Here is a 13,877-nt window from a genome sequence, read left to right on the forward strand (position 1 = left end):
CGTGTTCGAAGGCGGAGCGCGCTGTCAGCGGAAGTCACGGGAGCGGGCCACGATGGTCAGGTCCAAGTGTTCGAGGTGGTCGGCGACGAGGCTGGCCGCGCCCTCGGCGTTTTGGATGCGGCCACGGATGAGCAGGGCGGTGGCGTTCTGGGCGAGGCGGCGGTAGCGGGTCCACAGGCCGACCGAGCAGACCACATTGACCATGCCGGTCTCGTCTTCGAGATTGAGGAAGGTGACGCCCGCGGCGGTGGCGGGGCGCTGACGGTGGGTGACAGCGCCTGCCACCAGGATTCGCGCGCCGTCCTCGACGAGCAGTAGATCGCAGGCCGGGACGACACCGAGCGAATTCAGATGGGCGCGAAGGAACTCGGTGGGGTAGGTGTCGGGCGAGATACCGGTGGCCCAGACGTCGGCGGCGGCGAGTTCGAGTGCGCTCATGCCGGGCAGCGCGGGTGCCGCGACGGCCGGGCCGGTACCGGGCAGGAGGTTCGCGCGTTCCTGGGCCGCCGCTCCCGCCGCCCACAGCGCCGCCCGCCGAGAGCTCGTCACCGAGTGCTCGGTCGAGGTGTCGACCAAGGTGCTCAACGCGCCTGCGGTGGCGAGGGATTCGGTTTGGGGGATGGTCAGTTCGATGCGGCCGGTGAGGTCGAGCATCGAGGTGAAGGGGCCGTGTTCGGCGCGGGTGGCGACGATGCGGTCGGCGAGGTCGGTGCCGATGTGGCGCACGCCCGACAGGCCGAGCCGGATCTCGGTGCCCGCGTTCTCGAGGGTGGGTTCGGCACGGCTGGCGTTGATATCGGGGCCGTGCACGCGCACCCCGTGGCGGCGGGCGTCGGCAACCAGCGACTGCGGTGAGTAGAAACCCATCGGCTGCGCGCGCAACAACCCGGCGCAGAACGCGGCCGGATGGTGCAGCTTGAACCACGACGAATAGAACACGATCGCGGCGAAGCTCTGCGAATGGCTTTCGGGGAAACCGAAATTGGCGAAGGCGTAGAGCTTCTCGTAGATGCGGTCGGCGACCTCGCCGGTGATGCCGTGCAGCGTCCGCATGCCCTCGTAGAACCTGGCCTTCAACCGTTGCATCTTCTCCGGCGAACGTTTGGATCCCATCGCGCGGCGCAGCTGATCGGCTTCGGCCGCACTGAAACCGGCGACATCGACCGCCATCTGCATCAGCTGTTCCTGGAACAGCGGGATGCCGAGCGTGCGCGTGAGCGAGCGCTCCAGCGAGGGATGGTCGAACACCACCGGCTCCTTGCCGTTACGCCTGCGGATATAGGGATGCACCGAGCCGCCCTGAATCGGTCCGGGGCGGATCAGCGCCACCTCGACGACCAGATCGTAGAAATTACGCGGCTTGAGCCGGGGCAGCGTCGCCATCTGCGCGCGCGACTCCACCTGGAACACCCCGACCGAGTCCGCGCGTTGCAGCATCTCGTAGACGCCGGCTTCGGTGAGGTCGAGCGCGTGCAGTTCCACTGTCTCGCCCTTGTGCTCGCGCACCAGGTCGATCATGTAGTGCAGCGCCGAGAGCATGCCGAGGCCGAGCATGTCGAACTTGACCAAACCGACCGCGGCGCAATCGTCTTTGTCCCACTGCAGCACACTGCGCCCGGCCATCCGCGCCCACTCCACCGGACACACGTCGGCGATCGGTCGATCACAGATCACCATGCCGCCGGAGTGGATGCCCAAATGCCTGGGCAGACCGTCGAGTTCGCCCGCGAGTTCGAGAACCGTGTCCGGGATATCGGTGCCCGTCTCGGCGGCCACCCCGGACCAGCGGCTCACCTGTTTGCTCCACGCGTCCTGCTGTCCGGGTGAAAAGCCCAGTGCCCGTGCGGCATCGCGCACCGAGGACTTGCCCCGGTAGGTGATCACGTTCGCCACCTGAGCGGCGAAGTCGCGCCCGTACTTGGCGTAGACGTGCTGGATGGCCTCCTCGCGGCGGTCGGATTCGATATCGACATCGATGTCGGGTGGCCCGTCGCGCTCGGGCGAGAGGAACCGCTCGAACAGCAGTTGGTTGCCGACCGGGTCGACATTGGTGATGCCGATGGCGTAGCAGACCGCGGAGTTGGCGGCCGAACCCCGGCCCTGGCACAGGATGTCGCTGTCCTTGCAGAACTGGACGATGTCGTGCACCACCAGGAAATAGCCGGGAAAGTTCAGGTCCGCGATCACCGCTAGTTCGTGGTCGATCTGCTGATACGCCGTGGTGTTTCGCTGCCTCGGCCCGTAGCGGCGCGCCGCGCCCGTATAGGCGAGGTCGCGCAGCCAGGAGTTCTCGTCGTGGCCGGGCGGCACCTCGAACGGCGGCAGGTTCGGAGCGATCAGCCCCAGGTCGAACGCACATTCGCGAGCCAGCGTCACCGCGTTCGCCACCGCGTGCGGGTAGTCGGCGAACAGGTGCGCCATCTCCGTACCCGAACGCAGGTGCGCACCGCCGGTGGGAGCGAGCCAGCCCGCCATCTCGTCGAGACTGCTCCTGGCGCGGATCGCGGCCAGTGCCATCGCCCGGCGACGTTGCGCCGGTGACGCGAAATGCGCACCGGTGGTGGCGAGTACGGGAACATCGAGCCGGTCGGCCAGCGCGATCAGCAGGGCGTTGCGCTCGTCATCGGTGGCGATGCCGTGATGGGTGAGCTCCACACTCACCCGGTCCGAGCCGAATCGCTCGATCAGATCCCGCAGTGCCGCTTCGGCTTTCGGCAGCCGAATATCGCCACCGCGTAGATCGTGTTCGAGCGCGGTGCGCAGGTGACCTTTTCGGCAGCCGGTGAGAATGTGCCAGTGTCCGCCCGCCGCCGCGGCGAGCGTGTCGAGGTCGTAGCGCAGCACGCCCTTCTCCCCCGCGGCCATGTGCGCCGTGGTCATCTCCCTGGAGAGCCGCCGGTACCCCTCCTGCCCCCTGGCCAGCACCAGCAGATGCGGGCCGAACGGGTCGGGAGATCCGGTGCGCGGCACCGAGTCCGGCGCGTGCGCGTGTCCTCGCTCGACCGCGTCATCGGCAGTGGCTCGCACCCCGCCCCGAGGGACAGAACGGCGCCGGACCGCATCCCCTCGGCCCGGCGCCGCCTTCGCATCGGTTCCCAGTGACAGTTCGGCACCGAAAACCGTTGGCATTCCCCATTCCCTGGCCGCCTCGGCGAACCGGACGGTCCCGTAGAACCCGTTGTGGTCGGTGAGCGCGAGCGCTTCCAGACCGAGCCGCACCGCCTCCTCCACCAGCTCCTCCGGCTGACTCGCGCCGTCGAGGAAGCTGTAGGCGGAGTGGGTGTGCAGCTCGGCGAAGGGCACCGTCGGGCCGGTCGGCCGGTCGAGCCCGCCGGCGTGGTACTCGCCGCGTTTGCGTGACCAGGCCGGACTGTCGCCGCCGTCGCCGGGGTGCATGTCCTCCGCGGGCCTGCCGCTCGGCTTGCCCGAGAGTACCCGTTCCAGTTCCGACCAGGTCGGCGGACCGTTGCTCCAGCCCATGCACCCACTCCTCTCACGACCCCCGCATCACCACATCCCTTTCGTGTTGGAAGACAACTCAATTCGCGGGCAAACGCTCCATCGACCGCGATTCCAGCGCAGCCTCCACATGCCCGAGACCCGAGCGGATCACCGCGCCGTAGGCATCGTTGGCGAGCACATCCAGGTGCCCGCGCGCGATCGCCAACTGCATCCGCGCCATCTCGAAGTCACCGACACGGCGGTGACTGTCGGCCAGGTTCAGATACAGCGAGGGCAGGAACCCGCGCAGTCCCTCATCGAGCGGGATGCCCGGCCCGAACACCGCGGCCAGCGCCCGCTGGTCCCACAGCAACGCACCCTCCGGCAACTCCTGCACATCCGCCAGGTGATGTGCCACCACGCAGCGATGCAACGGGTCGCCACCTTCCCCTATCTCACTCCACAGCCTGGTCAGCGCCGCGCGCGCCGCATCAGGGTCGCCACCGCCGAGCCGCACCGCGGCATAGATGTCCGCCATCCGATCGTCCGCCATGCGCACCAGTATCGCACATACGTTCGAATAATGGGGAGAGGGATTCGAACATATTTTCGAGTTTCTCGAGGGCCCTGGCTCTCGAACTTACTTTGGAGTAAGTTCGAGGGAACGAGCTGCAAAGGAGCAGTGATGTCTCAGGTTTCTCCAGGTGAACGGGGCCGCAAGCGGCGCGATCTCACCGGCAGGCATGTCGTGATCACCGGCGCGTCCTCCGGGATCGGACGGGCCGCCGCACTCTCGGTGGCCGACAAGGGCGGGGTCGTGTTCCTGCTCGCGCGCCGCGCCGACGAACTGGCCGCGGTGGTCACCGAGATCGTCGACGCGGGCGGGCTGGCCTACGGCTACCCGTGCGATGTCACCGATTCCGAATCCGTGGATTCGGCGGTCAAGGCCATTCTCGACCAGCACGGCCACGTCGACATGCTGGTCAACAACGCGGGCCGGTCCATCCGCCGCGCCATCCACCGCTCCACCGACCGCCTGCACGACTTCGAACGCACCATGGCGGTCAACTACTTCGGCGCGCTGCGGATGACGTTGGCCCTGCTGCCACAGATGCGCGAGCGCGGCTTCGGCCACATCGTCAATATCTCCAGCGCCGGCGTGCAGGTGGCCACTCCCCGCTTCGCCGCCTATCTCGCCAGCAAGGCGGCCCTGGACAAGTTCACCGAGGTCGCCTCGGTCGAAACCCTCGCCGACGGAGTCACTTTCACCACCATTCACATGCCGCTGGTGCGCACCCCGATGATCGCCCCCAGCGGCGACCAGGGTCCTTCCGAATCCCCCGAGTGGGCCGCGGGCACGATCGTCCGCGCCCTCGCCGAACGCCCCAGGCGTATCGACGTTCCCCTCGGCACGATCGCCGAATACGGCGGCATCATCACCCCCAAACTCCGCGACCGCATCTTGCACCGCTACTACCGCGCGCTGCCGGATTCCCCTGCGGCCAAGGGTGAATCGGCCGAAGACACCCCCGCCGCCGTCTCGACCCCTCGGACAGATCCGAAAACCCGTTCCGCCGCCCGAAAGGTCACCGGTACCGCTCTGCGCCGCGCGGCTCGCTGGGTGCCCGGTACGCATTGGTGACCCCCACGTAGTCACTCAATTCGCCTCGGGCCCACAGGAATTCGGGGCACAGATTCCGGGTCCGCCCGCGATTCACTGCAGGTCGAGGGTGAAGTGGTGGGCGGTGATGGCCAGGTGGTGGCGCATGTAGAGGCGATGGGCGGCGGCTCGGGTGGGGCCGACGCCGGAGTCCAGGTGGATCCCCGTGCACCGCAGGCGCCTGGCCTCGGCGGTGAGCCAGTCGAGCAGGTGGTCGGCGTGGCCTCGACCGCGCACCGCGGGGAGGGTGGAGACGTCGTCGACGTAGAGGTGGTGGCCCCAGGCGGTGGAGTGGGATTCGCGGAAACCCGCCACCGATAGCGCTGTGGGAGAACCCGGTTCGAAGCTCCCGACCAGCCGGTAGCCCTCGGGACGGAGTTCGGTGTCGATGAACTCGGCCAGCCGCGATGTCGTCTCCCACCGTGGGCGTAGCTCCAGCAGGGCAGGGGCCGCCAGCTCGGTTTCGTCCTTGCCGATTTCGCGGATGTCACTCATGGAGTCGACGGTAGGGCCGCCGGGCGATCGTGCGGAAGAGCCATTCCGCCGGAGTTCCGATAGTCCACCGACCCTCAGCGGTCGGCGGACTGTTCGGGCTGGATGGTGGATGGCTCGCAGAGTTGTTCTACGGCAGCGGCTTCCAGGTAGGTGGCCGGCTTGGGGGCGGCGCCGCAGCTGGCTTGGCGGGGAGCGGCGGGGACGGTGCGGGCGGTGACGCGCCAGCGGCGGCCGTCGCGGTGGGTGACGACGGCGGCGCCCGCCAGGGTCGGGTCATCGGTGGGAGCCGGGTCGGGGTGGACGGTGAGGTCGGTGGCGCCGGCCGGGAACTGTTCGCGCACAGCCACTTCAGCGAGCTGGGAGATCGGGGGGTAGCAGCTGCGGCCGCGGAGACCGGTCAGGGAGACCTCGTCGACGTCGGCCGCTTCGAGCATCGCCTTGGCGGCAGGGGCGTCGACACGGCCGTAGGTGAGGCCGGAGGGAAGCAGGACGACCGCGGGGGCGAAACGGTGACCACCGGTGTGTGAGGCCTCCCAGACCCGGCCCGGGTAATCGGCGGCAAGGGCGGCGGCGATCGGGCGGCCCAACAGGGCACAGCACTGGTCGCGTTTACCGTGGGCGCAGACCAAGACCACCGGATCATCCACCCGCACACCGATTCCCGGTGCCGGTCCGTCGACGAGATGCAGGTCGATGTCGAAGAGTTGGCGCAGGTCGGTGATCTCGAACCGCTCACACCAGGAGCCCTCCGGCCGCGAACTGACCAGTAGCACCGTGCGGGTACCCGTGAACTCGTTGCGGCCCGGACGGCGGATCAGCGTCGGCCGAACCCGCGCCGCGGACGTCCGCGCCGCCAGTTCGGCGGTGATCTCCGGACCGAGCACCTCATCACCGATCACATCACCGCCCCACGCGCCGGGATGCTCGATACACAGCCATCCGGTGAAGTGCCCCGCGGTGCCGAGCAGCGGAAGGTCGGCCGCGGCCGCCGTACACAACATGCCCTCGAATGGGTTCACAGCGCTCCTCCCGCGACCGAGCCTTCCGGGCGATCCGAGACAGGCCTTGTTCACTGTAGAACCAGTTGAACGACCAATTGGAAGCCTGGGTCGAGGTCGGTACAGTGGTCGCCGTCACTTCGACAAGACAGGGTGGGCCGAACAAAGAAGAACCCCCACGACCTAGCTGTCGCGGGGGAAACTCCATGTGTTTACGAGGGACCTTGTCCTCGTATCTGTCATCGATGATAGCGGGGGGAAACCGGGATGCCAACACGCGCCACGATCATTGCCGTCAACAAACATCTCCACCCGGTACGACTCGCTACCTACAGTGCGCGCTGTGGCAACGACCCCTTCCTCGCGCTGGAACTCTACAAGTGGAACCTTCATCTATCGGCAGCCTTCCAGCAGGTCCTCGCCATCAGCGAAGTTGCCCTACGCAACGCCATCGATCAACAACTCCGTACCTGGAACGCCTGTCAACCACATCACACACGCACAGGCGCGACCCATGGCGCCGACTGGCTCATCGACCCCGCTCGGCCGCTCAACTCGCTGACCAGAGGATCCCGCAAGACCGCGACACAACACGCCACCGAAGCCGACGGCAACCGCGACTCGAAGCATCCACGCAAAGGCGCGGTGATCACCCACGACGACGTGCTCGCGCAGATCACTTTTGGAGTCTGGCCGAAACTTTTGCCGACACCGAATGCTGGTGATGCCAGCTATCGCGGCCGCCAGGTTTTGTGGCGAGATGCGTTGCGCCTTGCCTTCCCACACGCGGTAAACGACCCACACGGCCTTGTTGTTGCGGATCGAGCGAGCCGATTGCACGGCCTGCGCAACCGGGTCTCACATATGGAACCGCTCCTCGATGTCAACATCACGGCTCGCCACAATGACGCCTTGCGGTTGCTCGGTGCGATCAGTCCGGAAGTGCGTGACTGGTGCGCAGGGTTCAGCAGGGTGGTCGAAGTTCGACGGAAGTGCCCGGTCGAGCTGAGTCGTCACTCGTAGACGCCCTCGGCGTGCCAAAGGGCGGCGTCGTAGACGAGCAGGACGGCGCGGATTTCGGTGGGGTCGGCGTCGAGCTGGACTTGGACGCGCACGGCCAGGGAGGTGGGTTCGGCGGTGGACCACCATCGTTCGGCGACCGGCCACGGGCCCGCCCAGCCCAGCAGCGCCCATTCCTTGCGGCCCCAGCGCAAACGGGTGGGGGTGGCGGTGAACAGACCGCGGTCGGTGACCAGGACGGGGGCGCCGTCGGCGGCGGTCAGGTGCACGACCGGGCGGTGCAGCAGGAGCAGGGTGGGGGCGGGTTCGGGGAGTCGACCCGGCCAGGGCTGGGTGGGGTCGGCGGCGGGGGTCAGTTCGTCGCCGAGGGCGATCATGGTGATGCGTTCGGCGGGGCCGCGCCCGCCGCTGAGCACGCCGATGCGGACCGCTTCGCCGCCGAGCAGGCCCTGCACGCGGACCAGCGCGCGGCGGGCACGTTCGGTCTCCTCGCCTTCGCCGCCCCACAGACCGAGTTGCAGCGCACCGGCGGCGACCACCTCGACCGGTTCCAGCGTGAGCTCCACGATCGGGCCGGTGGGGCGGGCGCGGTGGGTGAGCCAGCCGTCGAGCTGCCAGCGGACACGGTCGGCGGTGTCGACGGGAGTGAGCGGACGGGCGCAGCGCCAGATCCTGGTGAGCTCCTCCCCCGCCTCGGTGCGCGCGGTGACGGCGAGCCGGGTGCAGGCCACGCCCGCCGCCGACAACACCGCGTGCAGCCGGGTGGACAGTTGCCTGCCCGCGAACGCGGCCGCGTCGACCCGGTCGATGGGCGGATCGCAGGCCAGCTCGACGGTCAGTTCCGGAGCGGGGCGGCGCGCCGACGGTGGGCGTTCCGGCAGGGCGCGGGCGGTGCGATGGGCGAGCACGGCGTCGGCGCCGAACCGGGAGGCCACTTCGGCCGGAGACAGGCGCGCGAAATCACCGATGCGGCGCAATCCCAAGCGCCGCAACAGGTCTACCAGCTCTGTGCGTTCCGGTGCGGCCAGGCTCGGTTCCACCGCGAGCTCGGAGACCGAGAGCCCAGCGAGGTACTTCGCGCCCTCCCCCGGCACCACGATCGCCCCGCGCCTGGCCGCGATCACCGCCGTCGACATGGCATCGGCGATCCCGATCTGCGCCTCCGCTCCCGCTACGGCGACCGCGTCGATCAACCGCACCACCGCGGCCTCCTCGGAGCCGAAATACCGTGCGGCACCGCGTGCTCCGAGCACGATGAGCCCGGGCCGCAACACCTCGACGCCCGGCACCGTCTCATCGACAGCTCCCACCACCGGCTCGAACAACCGCGCGTCCCGCTCCGGATCATCCTGCACGACAACAAGTCCCGGACAACACCCTTGCGCGTCCCGCCGCCGCATCCCCCGCCGCACGCCCTCGGCCCGCGCGATCGCCGAACACGCCACCACCGAACTGCCCCGCAACACCGCGATCGGCCGCTCCGCCGACACCCCCTCCGCCGCGGCCGCGGCCACCGCGGGCCAGTCCAGGCACCACACCGCCAGCACCCGATCGACACTCGTCACCACGACACCGCCGATCCACACGCCACACCACGTCCGAACCGAGACACCCGCCACGAATGCGGTAGGCGATCAGCAACCGCAACGGCGTGCCGAGAGCGACTCGGGAACAAACGGGAGACCCGCGGCGACTGTCCGGCGACCGCCGGACAGTCGGTGGATCCCCTCACGCCCATCGACCGGAACCCGACAACAGGTCGGCGGTCATGAGACGGCCTCGTGTAGCGCGGTGACTTCCGTTGCACCGCTCACGGTTTCGCGAGGCAGCCATTCGGTGCGCCCGACCTGGGCGCACAGGTCCATGTGGCCGTGGCGGGTCTGGCCCGCCTTGGCGCTGACGCGCACGTCGAGGCAGACCGAACGCAGGCGTCCGCGACCGGCCCCGAGGCCGCGGTAGCCGGTGACGCGGGAGTCCAGGCGCAGGGTCGGGTTGGCCCATTCGCCCGCGACGACGAGGGTGGCGCCGCGATTGCGGGCGCGGGCGGCGAGGACGCGACAGCGGGCGGGCGGGACGGCGAGGCCGCCGAGGCCGAGGACCACCAGGTCGAGGCCGTCGAGCAGGACCGCGGCCACCTCGGCGGGGTCGGGGCCGGGGTCGGCGATCACCGCCAGGTGGGACAACCGGGCGCCCATCTCCGCGGCGGCCAGCAAACCGAGCCGGGGCAGGCCGACCACCGCCGCGTGGCCGCCGTTTCCGGTGACGGCGGCGAGCAGTCCGGTCAGCAGGGAGTGCGCGCCGGTGTAGGCGACCACCGCCCCTTTGGGCAGCCCGCCATCGGGCAGCAGATCGGCCAGCGGCGGCGGAACCGGCAACAAATCGCGACGTAATTGCTGCTCACGCGGCATGTGCCCGGTCGCGGACTCACCGCGCCCCGGCACTGCGGCCATGCGCCTACGCAGCTCGTCGAGCATGCCACGATCGGGCGACAACGCTTCCGAACCCATCAACACCACCTACTTCCACGATGGACCCGCGAGCGGAAAACCGCCCCGCGCCGAAACGACAGCACCGTTTCAGCTATCGATCGTATTCGAATATACGTTCGATAGCGACCAGCGTGACACCCACCCCCACCCCGTGTCCACCGCGAAGCACCCCGAAGATCCCGGCCAGTCAGCGCCATATTCGGCTACCCTCGCACCCGTGACCGAACGTGCTCGTCCCCATATCGGCCCCGACTACCTGGTCGCGGGTCGCTACCGCCTGCAGTCCAAGCTGGGCGGGGGTGGCATGGGTGCGGTCTGGCTCGCGACCGATCGGTTGCTGAACCGGGAAGTCGCGATCAAGCAGGTGCTGTCCACCGCGGGACTGAGCGCGGCCGAGGCCGAGCGAATCCGCAGCGCCATCGTGCACGAGGGCCGGGTGGCCGCCAAGTTGTCGCACATTCACGCCGTCTCCGTGCACGACGTGGTGATCGAGGCGGGCGAGCCGTGGCTCGTCATGGAGTACTTACCCTCGCGCAGCGTGGCCAAGGCGCTCGCGCTGGTCGACACGCTGCCCGCGGTCGAGGTCGCCCAGATCGGCGCGCAGGTGGCCGACGCGCTCGCCGCCGCGCATGCCGCGGGCATCGTGCACCGCGATATCAAGCCGGGCAACATCCTCGTCGCCGACCGCGGCAACAGCGTGGGCCTGGCCAAACTCAGCGACTTCGGCATCTCGCGCGGCGCGGGCGACGCCCAGGGTGACGAACCCGACGGTGTGATCACCGGCACCCCCGCCTACCTCCCGCCCGAGGTCGCGCGCGGCGCCCGGCCCACCGAGGCCAGCGATGTGTTCTCCCTCGGCGCCACCCTCTACACCGCGCTGGAAGGCCAGCCGCCGTTCGGTTTCGACTCCGACGAGAACGACGTCGTCGCCACGGCCGCGATGGGCCGGATCATCCCGCCCACCCGCAGTGGCATCCTCACCCAGCCGCTGCTGCACATGCTCGAGCCCGCGCCCCAGCGCCGCCCGACCATGGCCGAGGCCCGCGACGAGATCCTCACCGCCGCCTTCGGCCCCGGCACCGGCGCCTACATCCTCGGTGTGCCGCTGCGCGCCGAAGACGGCACCATCCCCGCCTGGTCCACCCGCAACTCCGCCAGCGGCCTGCGCAGCCCCAACTCCTCCCCCCTCCCGCGTCCGCACCGGGCCCCGGTCGCCGCCACCGCCGCCGCACCCCAACAGCGCACCGGCAGCTTCATCGACAATCTGCCCAACGGCGCCCCCCTCGCCATCGGCGCGGGCGTGCTGATCGGCCTGATCATTCTGATCGCGATCATCATCGCCGTGATGTGATCATTCGATCCGTCGTCGGTGCGCCCAACGGGTGAGCGCATTGCGATTGGACTGCTGGGTCTTGCGCAGCACATTCGACGCGTGCGTCTCGACGGTCTTCACCGAGATGAACAAGGATTCGGCGATCTCCCGGTAGGTGTAACCACGCGCGAGCAAGCGCAGCACCTCCAACTCACGCGGGGTGAGCGAGTCCAATTCGGGATCGAGTGGCGGCTCGGGAACGGGCGAGCGCCCGGTGAACGAGTCGAGCACGAAACCGGCCAACCGCGGACTGAACACCGCGTCCCCGCCCGCGACCCGGCGGATGCCGTCGGCCAGCTCGGCACCGGAAATCGTCTTGGTGACATACCCGCGCGCCCCCGCCCGGATCACCGCGATCACATCCTCGGCCGCGTCGGACACGCTCAACGCCAAACACACCGGCCCCTGGGCGATTCCGCTCAGCACCGCCACCCCACCGCCATCGGGCATGTGCACATCGAGCAGCACCACATCCGGCTTCGCGGCATCGATCCCGGCGATCGCCTCGGCCACCGCCCCCGCCTCACCGACGACCTCCATATCGGTCTCGCGGCTCAGCTCGGCCCGCACCCCCGACCGGAAGACCGCATGATCGTCGACCAGGAACACCCGCACACTCACTACAAGACTCCTCAGTAGAACCGTCTCGATCGACCTGCTGTCATCGGTACCACACCGCGGTGTCCGGGCGTCGAAATCGGCTCGGGTTCGGTGCGATCGCGCACTCAGGGGTCGGTCGGATGGTCCTGCGTCGACGCGCGGTCATCGGTGGTCGGCTCATCCTCGCTCGCGACCTCGTCCGGCTCCGAGGTCCCCGAGTCGGTGCGCGGCATGACAATCCGCACCTCGGTGCCGCGCCCGAGGGTCGAGTCGATCTCGGCGGTGCCGCCGCGGCGCTCGATTCTGGCGCAGATCGACTTGGCCACCCCGCGCCGGTCGGCAGGCACCGCCGACACGTCGAAACCGGCGCCGCGGTCGCGCACGAAGATGCTCACCTGGTGGGGTTCGGTCTCGGCGAACAGGTCGATCTCGGGGACGTCGGCGTGCTTGGCGGCGTTGACCAGTGCCTCGCGGGTGGCGCCGAGCAGGGCGGTGAAATGTTCCTTGGGCAAGCCGGCGCCGGTGTCGCCGGGGTCCATCGCGACATCGCCGACGGTGACCGGGGTGACCTTCACGCCGTGCTGGTCCTCCACCTCGCCCGCGATGGTGCGCAGTGCGGTGGCCAGGCTGGACTGGGCGGGCGCGGTGTCGTCGAAGAGCCACTTGCGCAGTTCGCGCTCCTGACTGCGGGCCAGGCGGAGCACCTCCTGGGGGTCCTCGGCCTGACGCTGGATCAGCGCGAGCGTCTGCAACACCGAATCGTGCAGATGGGAGGCGATCTCCTCGCGTTCCTCGTTGCGGATGCGGGCGCCGCGCTCGGCATTGAGCGCGCGGACCATGCGCAACCACAGCGGCACCGTCAGCAGGCCGGCGCCGACCAGGGTGACCGCCACCGCGATCAGCGCGGACCCGAGCGAACTGAGATCGATCCTGGCCAGCACCACCACCCCGAGCCCGACCACGATCAGCGTCGCCCCGGCCACGATGCGCGACCAGGTGACCACCGAGGGTCGCGCGGGCAGCCCGAACAGGGCCCGTGGACCCGGCGCGGCCACATCGTATTCACGCCACACCAGCGCGGCGCCGACCGCGACCACCACGATCGGCGCGATCACCTGCGCCGCGGTCCCCTGGAACAGCCACCCCACCGTCACCGTGAGCCCGAGCCCGAGCAGGGCCAGCCCGATCGCCTGCCTGCGCTCGTCACCGGTCGGTTTCACGGCGTCCGCGCCACCGGGCGTGAAGATCCACAGCAGCCCGTAGGCCACCAGCCCCGCACCGACAATCGCGGACAGCAGCACGAACGCCAGCCGCACCTTGATCACATCGACGCCGAGATGGTCGGCCAGACCACCCGCGACACCGCCGACCACCCGCCCACCACTGCGACGGACCAGGCGCGGGGGCTCCGGCAACGGCGCACCCACCGGTTCGGGACCGGGGGCAGGCAGCATGGGCCGATAGCCGCGAGGCACGCCATAGCCCTGCGGGCCCCCCGGATACCCCGGCGCGGCCCGGTACTGCGGCGGCGGAAGGTAGTGCTGCGGCGCCCCATGAACCGCAGGCTGCTGTCCCCCGAACGCGCGCTCTACGAAACGACCGCGCGGCCGATGCCCACCGGACCGCGGATTCGCCGCGGCCCCCGGCCCATCGGAAGGCCCTACCGCATTACCCGGTTGAATCCCGTTCGCGGCCACCGGCGCACGACCCACCGCACTGTTGCCGACCGCGGGTCGAAACCCGTTCTGTGCGCCGGATGCGGGGTGCGCGTCGTTCCCAGGGACACTGCCGTACCCGTGGGG

The 13,877-nt window shown here is 69.4% G+C and carries 11 protein-coding genes; 3 read left to right on the top strand and 8 right to left on the bottom strand.

Translation table 11 applies throughout. The features are described 5' to 3' along the window. Nucleotides 1-24 precede the first annotated feature (24 nt). Together ASD42_RS18085 and ASD42_RS18090 are read right to left on the bottom strand one after the other, a co-directional pair. Entirely contained in the window at nucleotides 25-3,480 is a 3,456-nt protein-coding gene (locus tag ASD42_RS18085; protein ID WP_056818177.1) for an error-prone DNA polymerase, read from the bottom strand. A gap of 58 nt (nucleotides 3,481-3,538) precedes the next feature. Further along, on the bottom strand, nucleotides 3,539-3,994 hold the full coding sequence (locus ASD42_RS18090) for a hypothetical protein (protein ID WP_063816123.1): 456 nt from the start codon (nucleotides 3,992-3,994) through the stop codon (nucleotides 3,539-3,541). A gap of 132 nt (nucleotides 3,995-4,126) precedes the next feature. Between ASD42_RS18090 and ASD42_RS18095 the strand changes: the two genes are divergently transcribed. Continuing rightward, nucleotides 4,127-5,083: an SDR family NAD(P)-dependent oxidoreductase gene (locus ASD42_RS18095; protein ID WP_056818179.1), complete on the top strand. Its 957-nt coding sequence runs from the start codon at nucleotides 4,127-4,129 to the stop codon at nucleotides 5,081-5,083. A 72-nt stretch (nucleotides 5,084-5,155) separates the two neighbouring features. Here the strand turns inward: ASD42_RS18095 and ASD42_RS18100 are convergent, their stop codons facing one another. Together ASD42_RS18100 and ASD42_RS18105 are read right to left on the bottom strand one after the other, a co-directional pair. Continuing rightward, nucleotides 5,156-5,596 (bottom strand): GNAT family N-acetyltransferase, encoded by a 441-nt coding sequence (locus ASD42_RS18100; protein WP_056818180.1) that lies wholly within the window; start codon nucleotides 5,594-5,596, stop codon nucleotides 5,156-5,158. A 74-nt stretch (nucleotides 5,597-5,670) separates the two neighbouring features. Next, nucleotides 5,671-6,597 (bottom strand): sucrase ferredoxin, encoded by a 927-nt coding sequence (locus ASD42_RS18105; protein WP_056818182.1) that lies wholly within the window; start codon nucleotides 6,595-6,597, stop codon nucleotides 5,671-5,673. Nucleotides 6,598-6,861: 264 nt separating this feature from the next. Here ASD42_RS18105 and ASD42_RS18110 point away from each other — a divergent pair, with 264 nt between their 5' ends. Next, on the top strand, nucleotides 6,862-7,617 hold the full coding sequence (locus tag ASD42_RS18110) for a hypothetical protein (protein ID WP_056818183.1): 756 nt from the start codon (nucleotides 6,862-6,864) through the stop codon (nucleotides 7,615-7,617). Here the strand turns inward: ASD42_RS18110 and ASD42_RS18115 are convergent. Both ASD42_RS18115 and ASD42_RS18120 read right to left on the bottom strand, forming a co-directional pair. Beyond that, complete coding sequence (locus tag ASD42_RS18115) at nucleotides 7,608-9,179, bottom strand: DNA polymerase Y family protein (RefSeq protein ID WP_056819204.1); 1,572 nt, start codon at nucleotides 9,177-9,179, stop codon at nucleotides 7,608-7,610. The genes ASD42_RS18110 and ASD42_RS18115 overlap by 10 nt on opposite strands. 201 nt (nucleotides 9,180-9,380) lie before the next feature. After that, nucleotides 9,381-10,121, bottom strand: coding sequence for a hypothetical protein (locus tag ASD42_RS18120; protein WP_056818185.1), 741 nt, complete (start codon nucleotides 10,119-10,121; stop codon nucleotides 9,381-9,383). A gap of 199 nt (nucleotides 10,122-10,320) precedes the next feature. Here ASD42_RS18120 and ASD42_RS18125 point away from each other — a divergent pair, with 199 nt between their 5' ends. Then, nucleotides 10,321-11,454 (top strand): serine/threonine-protein kinase, encoded by a 1,134-nt coding sequence (locus ASD42_RS18125; protein WP_056819206.1) that lies wholly within the window; start codon nucleotides 10,321-10,323, stop codon nucleotides 11,452-11,454. Here ASD42_RS18125 and ASD42_RS18130 read toward each other — a convergent pair whose 3' ends face one another. Both ASD42_RS18130 and ASD42_RS18135 read right to left on the bottom strand, forming a co-directional pair. Beyond that, complete coding sequence (locus tag ASD42_RS18130; protein ID WP_056819208.1) at nucleotides 11,455-12,090, bottom strand: response regulator; 636 nt, start codon at nucleotides 12,088-12,090, stop codon at nucleotides 11,455-11,457. It lies immediately after the preceding gene. Nucleotides 12,091-12,200: 110 nt separating this feature from the next. Then, entirely contained in the window at nucleotides 12,201-13,529 is a 1,329-nt protein-coding gene (locus tag ASD42_RS18135; RefSeq protein ID WP_056818188.1) for an ATP-binding protein, read from the bottom strand. Nucleotides 13,530-13,877 lie beyond the last annotated feature (348 nt).

It is taken from the genome of Nocardia sp. Root136, assembly GCF_001427185.1.
Taxonomy (GTDB): Bacteria; Actinomycetota; Actinomycetes; order Mycobacteriales; family Mycobacteriaceae; genus Nocardia; species Nocardia salmonicida.